Below are 15,852 nucleotides of genomic sequence, written 5' to 3' on the forward strand. Positions count from 1 at the left end.
CGGTCGCCGACGAGCGCCAGCGTCTGCGAGACCGGCATTCGCTCCCCCATCTTAGCCGGATAATCAGTTGCGTCGTCCGGGCCTTTACGCCGCCCCGCGGCGCCCTAGCTACCCAGGGCGCCGACGTGAAGGTTCATACCGGCGCGGCCGTCGAAGGAGGAGAGGGACGGGCTGTACACGGGCCTGAAAAGGCACAACAGAACTGTCACATACCTTCTCTATGAGAGCGGCCAAGGGACTTGCGCAAAGCCTGATGTCATCAGCCACTCAAGAGGAATGAATTCCATGTCGATCATCAAGCAGGGCTTTGCCGCCCTTGCCGCCGGCGCTCTCGGCATCGCGCTGGCGCAGCCCGCCACCGCTGCTCCCGTCAAATTCGATTTCTGGTTCGGCCTTTCGGGCGACCTCGCGCGCGTCGTCGACACGCTGTGCAAGAACTTCAACGCCTCGCAGGCGGACTACGAGGTGGTCTGCACCAGCCAGGGCAATTACGACGCCACGCTGCAGAACACCATCGCCGCCTTCCGCGCCGGCAAGCAGCCGACCCTCGTCCAGGTCTACGACGTCGGCACCGCCACGATGATGCTGTCTGGCGCCTACAAGCCCGCCGACAAGCTGATGGAGGAGAACGGCTACAAGATCGACTACAGCGACTACTTCCCCGGCATTGCCCGCTACTACGCGACGTCGAAGGGCGAGATGCTGTCCTTCCCGTTCAATTCCTCGACCCCGCTGATGTACTGGAACAAGGACGCTTTCGCCAAGATCGGCAAGACCGAGGCGCCGAAGACCTGGGAAGATGTCGGCGCCGACCTCAAGGCGCTGAAGGACGCCGGCTACGATTGCCCGATGGCGATCAACATTTCCGCCAATGAAAGCTGGCAGTTGATGGAGCAGTTCTCGGCCATCCACAACCAGCCGATCGCGACCAAGAATAACGGCTATGACGGTCTCAACGCCCGTCTCGAGATGAACAAGACCAAGTTCGTCCAGTACGTCACCGATCTCAAGAAGTGGTATGACGCCGGCCTGATCAAGATCAAGTCGAAGGACCTCGGCCAGGACATGGTGCAGGCCTTCGCGTCCGGTACCTGCCAGGTCATCATGACCTCGGTCGGCGACCACGGCACGGTCGGCAAGACGCAGAAGGAAGGCATGAAGTGGGACGTCGCCGAGCTTCCCGCCTATGCCGGCACCGAGCGCAAGAATTCGCTGGTCGGCGGCGCCTCGCTCTGGGTTCTTTCGGGCAAGTCGGATGCGGAATACAAGGGCGCGGCCGCCTTCCTCAACTTCATCCACGACCCCAAGACGGCCTTGTTCTGGTCGACCAACACCGGCTACATCCCGGTGACCAAGTCGGGCTTCGACTATATGAAATCCCAGGGCTTCTACGACAAGGCGCCCTATAAGGGCCGTGAGGTCGCCATCGCCAGCCTGACCGCGTCCGAGCCGACCGAGATCACCCGCGGCATCCGGCTTGGCAATTTCACCCAGATCCGCGCCGAGTTCGGCACCCAGATGCAGGCCATCTTCGCCAACAAGGTCAGCGTCCAGGAGGGCATCGACACGCTGGTCAAGAACGGCGACGCGATCCTCGACCGCTTCCAGCAGACCTATCCGGACAAGACGCTGCCCTGATCTCGGATACCGCCATGGGCCGCCCGCCGGGAAACGACGGGCGGCCATTTCGCATAGTTTTGATTTTACGCATGTCCTTGTCCCGAAACCGGGTCCCACTTTCGGCAGACATGCCTTAGTCTCACCCCGGGAAAGCGGGCTGGCGGTTCAACGGCGTCGGCGGATCGATGGAAAAACGCGTCACTTTCTCAAGATGGTCGATCGGCATCCTGTTCGCGGTGCCGCAGTTGCTCCTGATCTTCACCTTCTTCTATTGGCCCGCCGGCCAGGCGGTCTACTGGTCGCTGACGCTGCAGCAGCCGTGGGGCGGCGGCAACATCTGGGTCGGGCTCGACAATTTCCGCTCGATCCTCGCCAACGCCGACTATTGGAACTCGATCACCGCCAGCCTCGTCTTCGCGGCGTGCAGCACCGGCCTTGCCATGGTCATCGCCCTGGTGCTGGCAGCCTTGACCGACCGGCAGCTCGCCGGCTCGCGTCTCTACCGCGTCGTGCTGATCTGGCCTTACGGCATCGCCGCGCCGGCGCTGGCGATGGCCTTCCGCTTCATCCTGGCGCCGGAGGCCGGCTTCATGGCCGTCGTCAACCAGGTCTGGCCGGGCTTCTGGGATCCCGGCCTCGACGGCACCGATGCAATGGCATCGATCATCGCCGCCTTCTCGTGGAAGTATGTCGGCTACAATTTCATCTTCTTCCTCGCCGCTTTCCAGGCCATCCCGCGCTCGCTGATCGAGGCGGCGGCGATGGACGGCTCCGGCGTTCTCAGGCGGTTCTGGGATATCCAGTTCCCGCTGATCACGCCGACGATCTTTTTCCTGCTGGTCATCAACATCACCGAGAGCTTCCAGGACTCCTTCGGCATCGTCGACATCATGACGGCGGGCGGTCCGGCGAATTCGACCAATCTGATGGTCTACAAGATCTATTCCGACGGCTTCAAAGGCCTGGATTATTCCGGCGCCGCCGCGCAGAGCATCATCCTGATGCTGCTCATCATCGTGCTCACCATCTTCCAGTTCCGCTTCATCGAGCGGCGCGTGCACTACAGGTGAGGCGGACATGGTCGAGCGCACCCCGATCCTCAATTTCTTCACTCACCTGATATTGTTCGTCGGCTTCGTTTTCTGCGTGGCGCCGTTCGTGATCGTGGCGATCGCCGCCTCGCATAGTCTGAAAGAGGTCAACGACGTGCCGATGTCGCTGCTGCCGGGCAGCGAGTTCTGGGTCAACATCAAGACAGCCTGGACGACGGCCGACCTCGGGCCGAAGCTGTTCAATAGCTTCGTCATGGCCGCAGGCGTCGCCGCCGGCAAGGTGATCATCTCGGCGCTGACGGCCTTTTCCATCGTCTATTTCCGCTATCCCGGCCGCATGCTGATCTTCTGGCTGATCTTCGTCACGTTGATGCTGCCGCTCGAAGTGCGCATCGTGCCGACCTATGCCGTGGTCGCCAACGTCATGTCGCCCTATCAGGCGATCCTCGACGTGACGGGCCTGAGTTGGCTGATCGAGAAGGTATCGGGCGTGCAGGTCTCGCTCAGCCTCGGGCTGCTCAATTCCTACACCGGCCTGATCATGCCGCTGATCGCCACCGCCACCGGCACGTTCCTCTACCGGCAATTCTTCCTGACCGTGCCCGATGAGCTGACCGAGGCGGCGCGCATGGACGGCGCCGGGGCGCTGCGCTTCTTCATCGACATCCTGCTGCCCTTGTCGCGCAACAACATGGCGGCGCTCGGCACCATCATGTTCCTGTGGGCATGGAACCAGTATCTGTGGCCGCTGCTGATCACCACGGATGCCAGCCACGCCACGGCGGTGACCGAACTCAAGCAGCTCATTCCCAATGTCGGCGGCATTCCCGAATGGAACATCGCCATGGCCGGCACGCTGATCGTCATGCTGCCGCCGCTCGTCGTCGTGGTGGCCATGCAGCGCTGGTTCGTGCGCGGCCTCATCGCGACAGAAAAGTAAGGAGACAAAGATGGCCTCCATCACCATCCGCGACGTCAGGAAAAGCTACGCCAAGATGCAGGTCGTGCACGGCGTCAACCTCGACATCGCGTCCGGCGAATTCGTCGTCATCCTCGGCCCGTCGGGCTGCGGCAAGTCCACGCTGCTCAGGATGATCGCCGGGCTGGAGGAAATCTCCGGCGGCACGATCGCCATCGACGGCAAGGTGGTCAACACGCTGGAGCCGCGCGAGCGCGGCTGCGCCATGGTGTTCCAGAACTACGCGCTCTATCCGCATATGAGCGTTGCGCAGAACATCGGCTATTCGCTGAAGGTGGCGGGTGTCCCAGTCGCCGAGCGCGCCCAGCGCATCCAGGCGGTCGCCCGCATCCTGGAGCTGGAGCACCTGCTCGACCGCAAGCCGATGGCGCTCTCCGGCGGCCAGCGCCAGCGCGTCGCCATGGGCCGGGCCATGATCCGCGAGCCCAAGGTCTTCCTGTTCGACGAGCCGCTTTCCAACCTCGACGCCAAGCTGCGCGTGCAGATGCGTTCCGAAATCCGCAAGCTGCACCGGCGGCTGAGCGCCACCTCCGTCTTCGTCACCCACGACCAGGTCGAGGCGATGACGCTGGCGGACCGGCTGGTGGTGATGAATGGCGGCCGTGTCGAACAGGTCGGCACGCCGGCGGAAGTCTACAGCCGCCCGGCGAGCCGCTTCGTCGCCACCTTCGTCGGCGCGCCGGCGATGAACATGCTGGAAGGCGAGGTGACGCTCGATGGCCTGTCGCTGCTCGGCGGCAGCCGCAAGCTCAACGTCTCGCGCGCGGGCCTGCCGGTCGGCAGCAAGATCGCGGTGGGCATCCGGCCGGAGGCCGTGCGCCTGGTGGCGCCGGGAACGCCGGGCGCGCTCGACGCGACCGTCGATCTGGTCGAGGAGCTCGGCGCCGGGCGGGTCATCTATGTCGATCTCGACGGCGCGGCGTTTTCGGTGGTGACGTCGGAGACCGCCCATCCGGCGCCGGGCAGCGCCGTCGGGCTGCAGTTTTCCGAAGCCGACCTGCATTTCTTCTCGTCCGAGACGGGAAGCCGCCTCGACGTCTTCAAGGCATCGATGCCGGTGCCGGCGCTCTGATCACGCGCTCGCTCGGCTGCGAGGACGCCAAGGCAACTCCCTGTCGTGTCGAAGAAAGGTCGCGCAATGAAAATCATCCAGGTCACCGACGTCCATCTCGGCCGGCGCGGGGAGATCCGCTTTGGCGCCGACCTGCACGAGCGGCTCGACCGCTGCATCGACCATATCAATGCCCACCACGGCGATGCGGCGCTTTGCGTCTTCACCGGCGACCTGACCGAATCCGGCGAGGCGCAGAGCTATGCCGACCTCAAATCGGGCCTGGCTCGGCTTTCAGTCCCCTACCGGCTGCTGCCCGGCAATCACGACAGGCGCGCCAACCTGGTCGCGGCTTTTGCCGGAAACCCAACCGACGAGAATGGTTTCGTGCAGTCGGTCTTCGACACGCCGGAGGCATCGCTGCTGTTCCTCGACAGCCTGGCCGAGGGTCGCGTCACCGGCGAATTGTGCGACAGGCGGCTGGCCTGGCTGGATGCCAGGCTCGGCGAGGCTGCGGGCCGCCGGGCCTATGTCTTCCTGCACCATCCGCCCGTCGAGCTTGGCCTCGAGCTGCTCGATCCGCTCGGGCTCGAACAGCCGCATCGGCTGCTCGACGTGCTGATGCGGCACGGCAATGTCGGCTACGTCTTCTTCGGCCATGTCCATCGCGACATCGCCGGCACGGTCGCCGGCATTCCGTTTTCCGCGCAGCGTGGCCTGCATGCCCGTTTCATGCTCGACCTGGTCGGCGACGAGAAGGTCGAGCAGGCACCACCCGCCTACTCGATCATCCTGATCGACGGCGCGCGCGTCGTCGTGCACAGCTGCGACTTCCTGGAGAACTGGCCGCTGTGGTCGCCGGCGACCGGTCAGCGCGTAGGGTAACGACCGCGGCAAGCTTCAGGCAAGGACATGCGCCTTGCCGGAGACGGTCAGCCGCACGATCTCGCCAAGCGCCGGCGCGTCGATGCCGGGCTTGCGCAGGATCAGCGGCGTGTTGCCGATCGCCGCCGCGTCGGGCGGATCGGGGCTGTTCAGGAGCCGCACCGCTATCGTGCACATCGAACCGGCGAATTCTGATTCGGTCACCTCGCCGAACAGCATGTCCGGCGTTCCCGACATGCCTTCGCGCGAGGTCCGTTTCAAAATCACCTGTTCCGGCCTCAGCATGATGCGGGCGACATCGCGGCGCTCGGCGGTGTCGACGGCGATGCGGCCGAGCGGCGAGGTGGCGAAGCCGTCGGCGATCCTGGCCGGCAGGATGATGGCGTCGCCGAGGAACTCGGCGACCATCCTGTCCTTCGGCTGAAAATAGAGCTCGCGCGGCGTGCCGACCTGCGAGAACAGGCCGTCGCGCATCACCGCCACCTGGCTGGCGAAGGACAGCGCCTCGGCCTGGTCGTGGGTGACCAGAATGGTGGTGATCCCGGCGAGTTCCAGCAGTTCGGCCACCGCCTTGCGCATCGAGGCGCGCAAGCCGGTGTCGAGCGCCGAGAACGGTTCGTCGAGCAGCATCAGGCGCGGCTTCATGGCCATGGCGCGGGCAAGCGCCACGCGCTGCTGCTGGCCGCCGGAGAGCTCGTGCGGACGCCGCCTCAGGATCGCCTTGTCCAGCCCTACGATATAGGCGAGCTCGACGATCTGCTCGGCGCGTTTGTCGGCGTTTCGCGCCAGGCCGAAGCCGATATTGTCGGCGATGGTGAGGTGCGGGAACAACGCCCCGTCCTGGGCGACCACGCCGATGCCGCGCCGGTGCGCCGGCACGGCGGCGCCGCCATTGGCCAGCACCTCACCGTCGAGCACGATCTTGCCCCGGTCCGGCGCCTCGAAACCGGCGATAAGCCTGAGCAAGGTGGTCTTGCCGCAGCCGGACGGCCCGACGATCGCCGTGCGGCTGCCGCTGGCGACGCTGAGGTCGACGCCGGCCAGCGCCGCCACCGGGCCGTAGTGCTTGGCCACGCCGCTGAGTTCGAGGAAGCTCATCGTCCGGCCATCCTCTTCGACTGGACATAGAGCAGCCAGGTCAGCGGCAGCGACATCGCCACCATGATGAAGGCGTAAGGGGCGGCCGAGGCATAGTCGATCTCGCCGCTGTAGGACCAGAATGCCATCGCCAACGTGCGGGTGCCGTTCGGCGCCAGCATCTGGGTGGCGGTCAGTTCGTTCATGATGCCGAGCGCCACCATGGCCATGCCGGCCGCGGCGCCCGGCGCCGACAGGCGGATGGTCGTCGACCACAGCGCCTTGAGCGGCGCCCGGCCGAGGCTCGATGCGGCCCGCTCCAGTTCGACGGGCGCCTGCGCGATCGAAGCCCTCAGGCTGACCAAAGCGCGCGGCAGGAACATCAGCGCATAGGCGAAGAGGATGGTGAACAGGGTCTGGTAGAGCGGCATGGCGATGCGCACGGTGATGGTGACCAGCGCCAGCGCGATGACGACGCCGGGCAGTGAGCCGACGATATAGTTGCAGCCTTCGAGCAGGCGCTGCAACGGCCCGGGCGCGCGGATCGAGATCCAGGCCATCGGCATGGCGGCGATGGTGGCGAGCAGCGCGCCGGCGAGCGCCAGGACAAGCGTCTGGCCGAGCGCCAGGCCGATCTCGTCGAGGCGCCAGACCTCGGCGCCGCCGGCGATCAGCCAGCGGCCGATGGTGACGAAGGGCACGCCCAGCGAAAGCAGCGCGGCGATGGCGGGCAGGGCCAGGCAAGGCAGCGTGGCGCGGCCGAGGCTGGCGCGCTGCTGCTGGCGGGCGGCGCCCGAACCGACGCGGGCATAGCGCTCCTCGCCGCGCACCAGAACCTCAAGCCCGAGCAGCACGAAGCAGCATGTCACCAGCACGGCGGCCAGCATGTTGGCGGCCGGCCCGTTGAAGGTCGACTGGAACTGGTCGACGATCGCCGTGGTGAAGGTGTCGAAGCGGATGAAGACGTAGAGGCCGTATTCGGCCAGCAGATGCAGGCCGACCAGCAGCGAACCGCCGCAGATGGCCAGTCTGAGCTGCGGCAGCACGACGCGCGCGAAGACCCGCCACGGACCGAGCCCAAGCGCGGCGGCGGCGTCTTCCAGTGCGGGGTCGAGCCGGCGCAACGCGGCCGAGATGGGCAGATAGAGGAACGGGAAATAGGCGATGACGGAAACCAGCACGCCGGCCCACAGGCCATGCAGTCCCGGCACCAGGCTGATCCAGGCATAGGAGTGGACGAAGGCCGGAATGGCGAGCGGCGCCACCGACAGCCATGCCCACAGGCGGGCGCCGGGCAGGTCGCTGCGCTCGGTCAGCCAGGCCAGCGCCACCGAAAGGACGATGGAGATCGGAACCGCCAGCGCCACCAGCATGATGGTGTTGATCAGGAGGTCGCCGACACGTGCGCGGAAGATGAGCGCCGAGACGGTCTCCCAGCCGGTCTGTACCGCGATCCAGACGATGAAGGCCAGCGGCAGCAGCGCAAGCAGCGAGATCAAGGCGGCGGCGAGCAGGATCCAGGACGCCGAGCGCCGTTGCCGCGCGCGTCCGGCGGCCGGCAGGCCTGATCGGGTGAGGTCGACCGCCGCTTGCATCAGACCCGATGCCGCGCCGCTTCGGCCCGCGGACGAAGGTGGCCGAAGGTGCGCTTGTCGCAGCCAGAAACGCAGCTTGTCGTCATAGACGATGCCATCTCTAAAACAGAGCGCTCCCGCGGAAAGCGAAGTCCCGCAGGAGCGCAGTCGGTTGCCCTTTTAGGACGAACGCGAACTAAAGCAAGCCGGCTGCCGTCATCAGGTCGGTCACCTTCTTGGAGTTCAGCGTCGTCGGATCGACTTTCGGCGCCTGCAGGTCGGCCAGCGGCACCAGCTTGGGGTTGGACTCGGCGCCCTTGCCGACCGCGTATTCGAAGGAGGTGCCGTTCTTCAGCACGTCCTGGCCACCCTTGCCGGTCACCCATTTCAGGAACGCCTGGGCTTCCTTCGGATGCTTGCTCGAAGCCAGCACGCCACCGCCGGAGATCGAGACGAAGGCGCCCGGATCCTGGTTCTTGAAATAGTGGAGCGCGATGTTCTTGCTGTTCTCGCCGGTTTTGGCCTGATCGCCGAAGTAGTAATAATGGTAGATCACGCCGCCTTCGATCTCGCCGGCATTGACCGCCTTCATCACCGTGTTGTTGCCCTTGTAGGCAGTGAAGTTCTCCTTCATCGCCTTCAGCCAGTCGGCCGTGGCGGCCTCGCCCTTGAGCCGCAGCAGCGCGCTGACGATGGCCTGGAAATCGGCGCCCGAAGGCGACGCGGCCCAGCGGCCCTTCCAGCTCGGATCGGCAAGGTCGAGCAGCGACTTGGGCAGCTGGTCTTCCTTGAGCTTGGTCTTGTCATAGGCAAAGACCGTGCTGCGGGCGGCGACGCCGACCCATTTGCCGGTGGCCGGCTGGTATTCCGGCGGCACCTGCGCCAGCGTCTCGGCATCGACCGGCGCGAACAGGCCGGCAGCCTCGACGAGCGCCATGGCCGGCGAGTTTTCGGTCAGGAACACATCGGCCGGCGAGGCCGCGCCCTCGGCGACGATCTGGTTGGAGAAATCGCTGTCGCCGCCATTGCGCAGCGTCACCTTGATGCCGGTTTCCTTGGTGAAGCCTTTGGCCCATTCCTTCGCCAGGCTCTCGTGCTGGGCGTTGTAGACGACGATACCGGCATCTTCCGCCAGCGCCGGAGCGGCAAGCAGGCCGAGCGCCAGCGCCGTGGCGCCGGCAAGCGTGGAAAGGGCAAATCTCATGGGCGTCGTCCTCGATCTGATGGTCTTGGTTGGCACGGCTGCACCTACCAATACCTGATTAAGCTAGTCAACATTGCAGGCCTGCTTCATTCGGTCGCCGGGGCGCAACCTTTCGTGATTTTGCGGCACTTTGGCTTGGACATTATTTCTTCGGCCACGTAACAAATCAGCGCCGAGGCGCGAACATCGGGGGAGAAAACTCTTGTGACCGGCAACAACGAGGCCGAGCTTTCCCGGTTGCTCAAGGCCGCGATCGCGGGAGACGAAAGGGCTTACGCCGACTTTCTGACCCGGACGGCCGCTCTCGTGCGCGGCTTTGCCCGGCGCAAGATCGTTCAGGGCGGGGTCGACCCCGAGGATGTCGTGCAGGAAACCTTGCTGGCCATTCACGTCAAACGGCATACCTGGCGCCAGGACGCGCCGGTGCTGCCATGGATCTACGCCATTGCGCGCTTCAAGCTGATCGACGCCTTCCGGCGGCGCGGGCGGCGCATCGAGGTCGAGATCGACGAGATCGCCGAGACCTTCGCCGAGCCGGAAACGGAGACGGTGAGCGAACGCGACATCAACCGCGTGCTTGAGAGCCTGCCGCCGGCACAGCGTTCGGTGGTCTCGTCGGTGTCGGTCGAGGGCCGCTCGATCGGCGAGACGGCGGCGAAGTTCGGCATCACGGAGACGGCGGTCAGGGTGTCGCTGCATCGCGGCCTTGCCGCCATCGCCAAACGCTTCGGGCGGGAGTGACATGAGGACCGAGGATCTCATCAAGGCGCTCGACGCCGACGTCCGCAGCAAGGCGATGCCGCTCGGCTCCGCCTGGCGGATGGCCGTCGCCGTGGCGGCGGTGGTCGCGGCCGCCATGTTCTGGCTGACCATCGGCCCGCGTCCGGACCTGATGGTCGCCATGCACACGATGCGTTTCCTGTCCAAATTCGTCTTCACCATCGCGCTCGGCGTCAGCGCGTTTGGCCTGATCAGGGCCCTGTCGAGCCCCGGCGCGCCGACGGCCAGGGCAACGGCCTGGATGGCGCTCGCGCCGGCATTGGTGGGCGTGGCGGTGATCCTCGAGCTTTTCGCGGTGCCCCGCGCCGAATGGGGCACGCGACTGGTCGGCTCCAACATGATGATCTGCATGGCGTTCATCCCGCTGATCGGCCTCGGGCCGCTCGCCGTCTTTCTTTGGGTGCTGCGCCATGGCGCCCCGACGCGGCCGGTGCTGGCGGGCGCGGTCGCCGGCCTGCTCGCCGGCGGGATTTCAGCGACCTTCTATGCCGCGCATTGCTTCGACGACTCGCCGCTTTTCGTCGCCACCTGGTATACGCTCGCGGTCGTCATCCTCACCGGTCTCGGCGCGCTTGGCGGCCGGTTTTTCGTACGCTGGTAGCGGCGCATACCGATCCTTAATCATGCGGGCAATTGTTTGCCGGTTGGCATCGCCGCTTCCGTCCCCCATGCAACCTTTCCTTAAAATCGATCCGCGAGGGTTGCATCGACGTGCAATTGCGCATTGGGGTGGAACGCGTTGTGACGCGGTGGAATTGGAAGGGCCCGCGGGCCGGCAGATACGCGGCATTGATCCTGATGGCGGTTGGCCTTGTCGCCGCCGCGGCCTCGATGCTGTCGTCGCGCCTCGATCTAAGCGCCGAGACGCTCAAGCTCAGCCTGCAGGTATCGGACGCCATGATCGCGGCGTCGCTGTTCCTTGCCGCCTTCTTCATCCGCCAGATCGTCGACGACCGCCGCCAGATCGCCGAGAGCGAGCAGCGCTTCCGCCGCGCCATGGAGGACTCGGCGATCGGCGTCGCCATCGTCGGGCTCGACGGCCGCATCGTGCAGACCAATCCGGCTTTTGCCGCCATGCTGGACTACAGCCGCGAGGAAATCGAGGCGCTGATCTTTTTCCAGATCACCCATCCGGACGACCTGCAGATCGGCCGGGAAACCATGGTGAGCCTGAAGGAAGGCAAGATCGATTCATTTCACTTCGAAAAGCGGTACCTCAAGAAGGACGGGACACCGGTCTGGGCGCAACTTGCCGGCTCGGTGATCCGCGACGCCGACAGCGGCCGGCCGCTCTACCTGGTGTCGCAGATCGAGGACATCGACGCCCGCAAGAAGTCCGAGGCGCGCATCGCGGAGGCCGAAACGCGCTGGAATTTCGCGCTGGCCAGCGCCGGTCAGGGCGTCTGGGACTTCGATCTGCGCAAGGGCGGCACCACCTATTCCGCCACCTGGGTGAAGCTGCTCGGTTATGCCGATGGTGAGCTGGACGGCGATCCCGATCGCTGGCTGACGATGATCCACCCGGATGACCGTTCGGTCGTGGCCGATGCCGATCGCGCTCATCTCGCCGGCGAGACGCCCTTTTTCGAGGCCGAGTACCGCATGCGCCACAAGGATGGCCACTGGATATGGGTCCTCGACCGCGGCAAGGCCCTGGAGCGTGACGGCGATGGGCGGCTGACCCGGGCCATCGGCAGCCTTACCGACATCACCCAGCGCAAGGAGGCCGAAGCGCGGCTCATCGTCTCAGCGGCGATGCTGGCCGACGAAAAGGAACGGCTGAAAGTGACGCTGCAGTCGATCGGCGACGCCGTCATCTGCACGGATGCGGCCAATCGCGTCACCTTCATGAACCCGGTCGCCGAAAAGCTGACCGGCGTCGCGGCCGGCGAGGCGCTCGGCAAGACGCTCGGCCATGTCTACTGGGCCGTCGACGAGGAAACCGGACAGCGGATCGGCGTGGCGCGGCCTTCGGCCAGCAGCCCGAGCCCCGCCGACCAGAACAGCCGCGCGGTGCTTATCCGGCGCGACGATACGCGCTGCAGCATCCGGCAGGTTGTGTCGCCGATCATGAACGAGCGCGCCGAGTTCGGCGGGCTTGTCATCGTCTTCCAGGATTTCACCGATGCGCGCGCCCTGCAGCGCCAGCTCGCCCATGCGGCTGCGCATGACGCGCTCACCGGCCTTGCGAACCGCTCCAATTTCATCCGTGTCATGGAGGAGATGGTCGATCACGGCGGCAAAGCCGGCGCGACAGGATCCGCCGGCGACGGCGAGCATCAGTTCATGTTCATCGACCTCGATCATTTCAAGCAGGTCAACGACACCGGCGGTCACGCCGCCGGCGACGCCCTGCTGAAGCAGGTCGCCAATGCCATCCGTCGCGTGATCGGCCCCGATGATATCGTCGCCCGCCTCGGCGGCGACGAATTCGCCGTCATCCTGAAGTCAGGCTCGGCCGCCAGAGGCGAGATCGCGGCGCGCTCGATCATCGATGCGATCCGCGGCCTGAATTTCACCTGGGACGGCCGGCCGCATTCGATCGGCGCCAGCATCGGGCTCGCCCCGATCCGCCCCGGCTGCGGCGCGGTGGACGAGATCATCGCGCGGGCCGACGCCGCCTGCTATGCCGCCAAGGCCGCCGGGCGAGGCTGCGTTTCCATGGCGCCGGACGAGGAAACCCAAGATGGACAGGCGGAAACGCCCAAGCCGTTCGCCGCGGCGTCCTGAGGAGCGCCGGGCTTTCAGGCAATCCGGCGGCCTGGAATTGCCCTAGCGCGTCGGGACCGGATGCTCGCCGCGATAATCGTAGAAGCCGCGGCCGGTCTTGCGGCCGAGCCAGCCGGCCTCGACATATTTCACCAGCAGCGGGCAGGGGCGGTATTTCGAATCCGACAGGCCCTCATGCAGCACCTGCATGATCGACAGGCACGTATCCAGGCCGATGAAGTCCGCCAGCTGCAGCGGCCCCATCGGATGGTTGGCGCCGAGCTTCATGGCGGTGTCGATCGCGTCAACCGTGCCGACGCCCTCATAGAGCGTGTAGATCGCCTCGTTGATCATCGGCAGCAGGATGCGGTTGACGATGAAGGCGGGGAAATCCTCGGAGACGGTCACCGTCTTGTCGAGGTGCCTGACATAGGCCTTGGCGGCCTCGAAGGTCTGGTCCTCGGTGGCGATGCCGCGCACCAGCTCGACCAGCTTCATCACCGGAACCGGGTTCATGAAATGTATGCCGATGAAGCGCTCGGGCCGGTCGGTCTGCGCGGCCAGCCGGGTGATCGAGATCGACGAGGTGTTCGTCGCCAGGATCGCCTCGGGGTTGAGCTGCGGGCAGAGCTGGGCGTAGATCTTGCGCTTGACCGTCTCGTCCTCGGTGGCCGCCTCGATTACCAGATCGGCGCCGGCCAGATCGGCCATCGCGGCGGCCGCCGAAATGCGTCCCATCGCCTCGTTGCGGGCCTTCTCCTCGAGCTTGCCGGAGCCGACTTGGCGCGCCATGTTGCCGCTGATGGTGGCGATGCCCTTCTCGATGCGGTCGGGCGAAATATCGTAGATCAGCACCTTGTAGCCGGATAGCGCCGAGACATGGGCGATGCCGCCACCCATCTGCCCCGCGCCGACGATGCCGATCGTCTCGATCTTGCTCATAACAGCGATCCCGTCGAAAAAGGCCTTTGCGGCCTGCTTTTTGTGCAGTGCAAACTAAAAGGGCGGGGCGACTTCGTCTACCCCGCCCTTCACAATTTAATACGCTTCCGCAGAGAGCGTCAAAGCGCCTTTTGCAGTTCCGGCAGGATGACGAAGAGATCGCCGACGAGGCCGTAGTCGGCGACCTGGAAGATCGGCGCCTCCTCGTCCTTGTTGATGGCGACGATGACCTTGGAATCCTTCATGCCGGCGAGGTGCTGGATGGCGCCGGAAATGCCGACGGCGATGTAGAGGTCGGGGGCGACCACCTTGCCGGTCTGGCCGACCTGCCAGTCGTTCGGCGCGTAGCCGGCATCGACCGCCGCGCGGGAAGCGCCAACCGCGGCGCCGAGCTTGTCGGCAACCGGCAGGATGACCTCCTGGAACTTTTCCGAGGAACCAAGCGCGCGGCCGCCCGAGATGATGATCTTGGCCGAGGTCAGTTCCGGACGGTCGGTCTCGGAAAGCTTGTTCTCGACGAAGGAGGACAGACCCGGATTGGCCGCAGCGCTGACCGTCTCGACCGAAGCCGAGCCGCCCTCGGGCGCCGCCTGGAAGGAGGCGGTGCGCACGGTGATGACCTTCTTGGCGTCGGTTGCCTGCACCGTCTGGATGGCGTTGCCGGCATAGATCGGACGCTTGAAGGTGTCGGACGAGACGACTTCTATGATCTCGGACACCTGCGCGACGTCGAGCAGGGCGGCGACGCGCGGCGCGACGTTCTTGCCCGCCGAGGTCGCCGGCGCGATGATCGTGTCATAGGAACCGGCGAGCGAAACCACGAGCGCGGCGAGCGGCTCGGCAAGGCGCTCGGACAGTTCGTCGGCCTCGGCGAGCAGCACCTTGCCGACGCCCTTGAGCTTGGCGGCGGCGTCGGCGGCAGCCTTGGCGCCCTTGCCGGCAACCAGCACATGCACGTCCGAACCGATCTGCAGCGCCGCCGACAGCGCCTTGGCGGTCTGGTCGGAAAGGCTGGCGTTGTCGTGTTCTGCGATTAGGAGAATAGCCATTGTCGTGTTCCTTTCCCGATCGCTTACAGCACGCCGGCTTCGTTCTTGAGCTTCTCGACCAGCTCGGCGACGCTCTTGACCTTGACGCCCGCCTTGCGGCCGCCGGGTTCCTCGGTCTTGATCACCTTGAGGCGCGGCTTGACGTCGGCGCCGTAATCGGCCGGGCTCTTCTCGTCGAGCGGCTTCTTCTTGGCCTTCATGATGTTGGGCAGCGAAGCATAGCGCGGCTGGTTGAGGCGAAGGTCGGCGGTGACGATCGCCGGCATCTTCAGCTCCACCGTCTGCAGGCCGCCATCGACCTCGCGCGTCACCTTGGCATGATCGCCGGCGAGCTCGACCTTGGAGGCGAAGGTGCCCTGAGCCCAGCCGAGCAACGCCGCCAGCATCTGGCCGGTCTGGTTGCTATCGTCGTCGATCGCCTGCTTGCCGAGGATGACGAGGCCGGGCTGCTCGGCGTCGACCACGCCCTTCAGCACCTTGGCGACGCCGAGCGGCTCGGTCTGCTCTTCGGTCTTGACCAGGATGGCGCGGTCGGCGCCCATGGCCAGCGCGGTGCGCAGCGTTTCCTGCGCCTGCTGCGGGCCGATCGAGACGACGATGATCTCTTCCGCCTTGCCGCCTTCCTTCAGCCGGATCGCTTCCTCGACCGCGATCTCGTCGAACGGGTTCATCGCCATCTTCACATTGGCAAGCTCGACCGCCGAACCGTCCGACTTCACCCGGACCTTCACGTTGGCATCCACAACCCGCTTCACGGGCACAAGGATCTTCATTTTCCTGTCACCTCTTTCAAGATTTTGGGCGCGCTATAGCAGCGCGCACCGGGTCAGAGTTGTCGAAAGCCGACATTCCAGACGGAATTCTGGACTTCATCCGCCGTTGCGGTGGCGTTTCCGTAGTGGCGGGAATCGGGCGCGTCAATATCCGCGA

14 protein-coding genes are annotated in these 15,852 nt (G+C 65.5%); 8 read left to right on the forward strand and 6 right to left on the reverse strand.

Features of this window, described 5'->3' with window-relative positions; genetic code table 11:
• Positions 1-285: 285 nt before the first annotated feature.
• The 5 genes from EN846_RS26140 to EN846_RS26160 all read left to right on the forward strand — a co-directional run bounded on the left by EN846_RS26140 (position 286) and on the right by EN846_RS26160 (position 5,587).
• On the forward strand, positions 286-1,638 hold the full coding sequence (locus EN846_RS26140; RefSeq protein WP_128346846.1) for an extracellular solute-binding protein: 1,353 nt from the start codon (positions 286-288) through the stop codon (positions 1,636-1,638).
• A gap of 167 nt (positions 1,639-1,805) precedes the next feature.
• On the forward strand, positions 1,806-2,690 hold the full coding sequence (locus EN846_RS26145; protein ID WP_127284447.1) for a sugar ABC transporter permease: 885 nt from the start codon (positions 1,806-1,808) through the stop codon (positions 2,688-2,690).
• Positions 2,691-2,697: 7 nt separating this feature from the next.
• On the forward strand, positions 2,698-3,612 hold the full coding sequence (locus tag EN846_RS26150; protein WP_127284446.1) for an ABC transporter permease subunit: 915 nt from the start codon (positions 2,698-2,700) through the stop codon (positions 3,610-3,612).
• A 10-nt stretch (positions 3,613-3,622) separates the two neighbouring features.
• Positions 3,623-4,723, forward strand: coding sequence for a sn-glycerol-3-phosphate import ATP-binding protein UgpC (locus EN846_RS26155; RefSeq protein ID WP_127392323.1), 1,101 nt, complete (start codon positions 3,623-3,625; stop codon positions 4,721-4,723).
• Positions 4,724-4,789: 66 nt separating this feature from the next.
• A complete protein-coding gene (locus EN846_RS26160; protein WP_127284444.1) occupies positions 4,790-5,587 on the forward strand; it encodes a phosphodiesterase in 798 nt (265 codons plus the stop codon).
• A gap of 15 nt (positions 5,588-5,602) precedes the next feature.
• Here the strand turns inward: EN846_RS26160 and EN846_RS26165 are convergent, their stop codons facing one another.
• The 3 genes from EN846_RS26165 to EN846_RS26175 form a co-directional block, all read right to left on the reverse strand.
• Entirely contained in the window at positions 5,603-6,685 is a 1,083-nt protein-coding gene (locus EN846_RS26165) for an ABC transporter ATP-binding protein (RefSeq protein ID WP_127392322.1), read from the reverse strand.
• Entirely contained in the window at positions 6,682-8,259 is a 1,578-nt protein-coding gene (locus EN846_RS26170; protein WP_187331472.1) for an iron ABC transporter permease, read from the reverse strand. Before EN846_RS26170 ends, EN846_RS26165 begins: the two co-directional genes overlap by 4 nt.
• A gap of 175 nt (positions 8,260-8,434) precedes the next feature.
• Positions 8,435-9,442: an iron ABC transporter substrate-binding protein gene (locus tag EN846_RS26175; RefSeq protein WP_127392320.1), complete on the reverse strand. Its 1,008-nt coding sequence runs from the start codon at positions 9,440-9,442 to the stop codon at positions 8,435-8,437.
• A 204-nt stretch (positions 9,443-9,646) separates the two neighbouring features.
• Between EN846_RS26175 and EN846_RS26180 the strand changes: the two genes are divergently transcribed.
• From EN846_RS26180 to EN846_RS26190, 3 genes are all read left to right on the forward strand, one after another.
• Positions 9,647-10,183 carry a sigma-70 family RNA polymerase sigma factor gene (locus EN846_RS26180; RefSeq protein WP_127284440.1) on the forward strand — a complete coding sequence of 179 codons (537 nt, stop codon included), beginning with the start codon at positions 9,647-9,649 and terminating at the stop codon, positions 10,181-10,183.
• 1 nt (position 10,184) lies between these two features.
• On the forward strand, positions 10,185-10,823 hold the full coding sequence (locus EN846_RS26185) for an NrsF family protein (RefSeq protein ID WP_127392319.1): 639 nt from the start codon (positions 10,185-10,187) through the stop codon (positions 10,821-10,823).
• A 140-nt stretch (positions 10,824-10,963) separates the two neighbouring features.
• Positions 10,964-12,952 (forward strand): PAS domain S-box protein, encoded by a 1,989-nt coding sequence (locus EN846_RS26190; RefSeq protein WP_245518516.1) that lies wholly within the window; start codon positions 10,964-10,966, stop codon positions 12,950-12,952.
• A 42-nt stretch (positions 12,953-12,994) separates the two neighbouring features.
• Here the strand turns inward: EN846_RS26190 and EN846_RS26195 are convergent, their stop codons facing one another.
• From EN846_RS26195 to EN846_RS26205, 3 genes are all read right to left on the reverse strand, one after another.
• Positions 12,995-13,873 carry a 3-hydroxybutyryl-CoA dehydrogenase gene (locus EN846_RS26195; RefSeq protein WP_127284361.1) on the reverse strand — a complete coding sequence of 293 codons (879 nt, stop codon included), beginning with the start codon at positions 13,871-13,873 and terminating at the stop codon, positions 12,995-12,997.
• Positions 13,874-13,992: 119 nt separating this feature from the next.
• Positions 13,993-14,922, reverse strand: coding sequence for an electron transfer flavoprotein subunit alpha/FixB family protein (locus EN846_RS26200; RefSeq protein ID WP_127393209.1), 930 nt, complete (start codon positions 14,920-14,922; stop codon positions 13,993-13,995).
• Positions 14,923-14,945: 23 nt separating this feature from the next.
• The gene (locus EN846_RS26205) at positions 14,946-15,695 is read right to left on the reverse strand and encodes an electron transfer flavoprotein subunit beta/FixA family protein (protein ID WP_127393210.1); all 750 of its coding nucleotides are present in this window, start codon (positions 15,693-15,695) and stop codon (positions 14,946-14,948) included.
• Positions 15,696-15,852: the final 157 nt, after the last annotated feature.

The sequence above is a fragment of the Mesorhizobium sp. M4B.F.Ca.ET.203.01.1.1 genome (assembly GCF_004791025.1).
Taxonomy (GTDB): Bacteria; Pseudomonadota; Alphaproteobacteria; order Rhizobiales; family Rhizobiaceae; genus Mesorhizobium; species Mesorhizobium abyssinicae.

Bases quoted from the DNA above. Each gene is read 5' to 3' on its own strand.
- EN846_RS26175 (WP_127392320.1), bottom strand. From the start codon at position 9,442: ATGAGATTTGCCCTTTCCACGCTTGCCGGCGCCACGGCGCTGGCGCTC.
- EN846_RS26160 (WP_127284444.1), top strand. From the start codon at position 4,790: ATGAAAATCATCCAGGTCACCGACGTCCATCTCGGCCGGCGCGGGGAG.
- EN846_RS26155 (WP_127392323.1), top strand. From the start codon at position 3,623: ATGGCCTCCATCACCATCCGCGACGTCAGGAAAAGCTACGCCAAGATG.
- EN846_RS26150 (WP_127284446.1), top strand. From the start codon at position 2,698: ATGGTCGAGCGCACCCCGATCCTCAATTTCTTCACTCACCTGATATTG.
- EN846_RS26200 (WP_127393209.1), bottom strand. From the start codon at position 14,922: ATGGCTATTCTCCTAATCGCAGAACACGACAACGCCAGCCTTTCCGAC.
- EN846_RS26140 (WP_128346846.1), top strand. From the start codon at position 286: ATGTCGATCATCAAGCAGGGCTTTGCCGCCCTTGCCGCCGGCGCTCTC.
- EN846_RS26165 (WP_127392322.1), bottom strand. From the start codon at position 6,685: ATGAGCTTCCTCGAACTCAGCGGCGTGGCCAAGCACTACGGCCCGGTG.
- EN846_RS26185 (WP_127392319.1), top strand. From the start codon at position 10,185: ATGAGGACCGAGGATCTCATCAAGGCGCTCGACGCCGACGTCCGCAGC.
- EN846_RS26145 (WP_127284447.1), top strand. From the start codon at position 1,806: ATGGAAAAACGCGTCACTTTCTCAAGATGGTCGATCGGCATCCTGTTC.
- EN846_RS26205 (WP_127393210.1), bottom strand. From the start codon at position 15,695: ATGAAGATCCTTGTGCCCGTGAAGCGGGTTGTGGATGCCAACGTGAAG.
- EN846_RS26170 (WP_187331472.1), bottom strand. From the start codon at position 8,259: ATGCAAGCGGCGGTCGACCTCACCCGATCAGGCCTGCCGGCCGCCGGA.
- EN846_RS26195 (WP_127284361.1), bottom strand. From the start codon at position 13,873: ATGAGCAAGATCGAGACGATCGGCATCGTCGGCGCGGGGCAGATGGGT.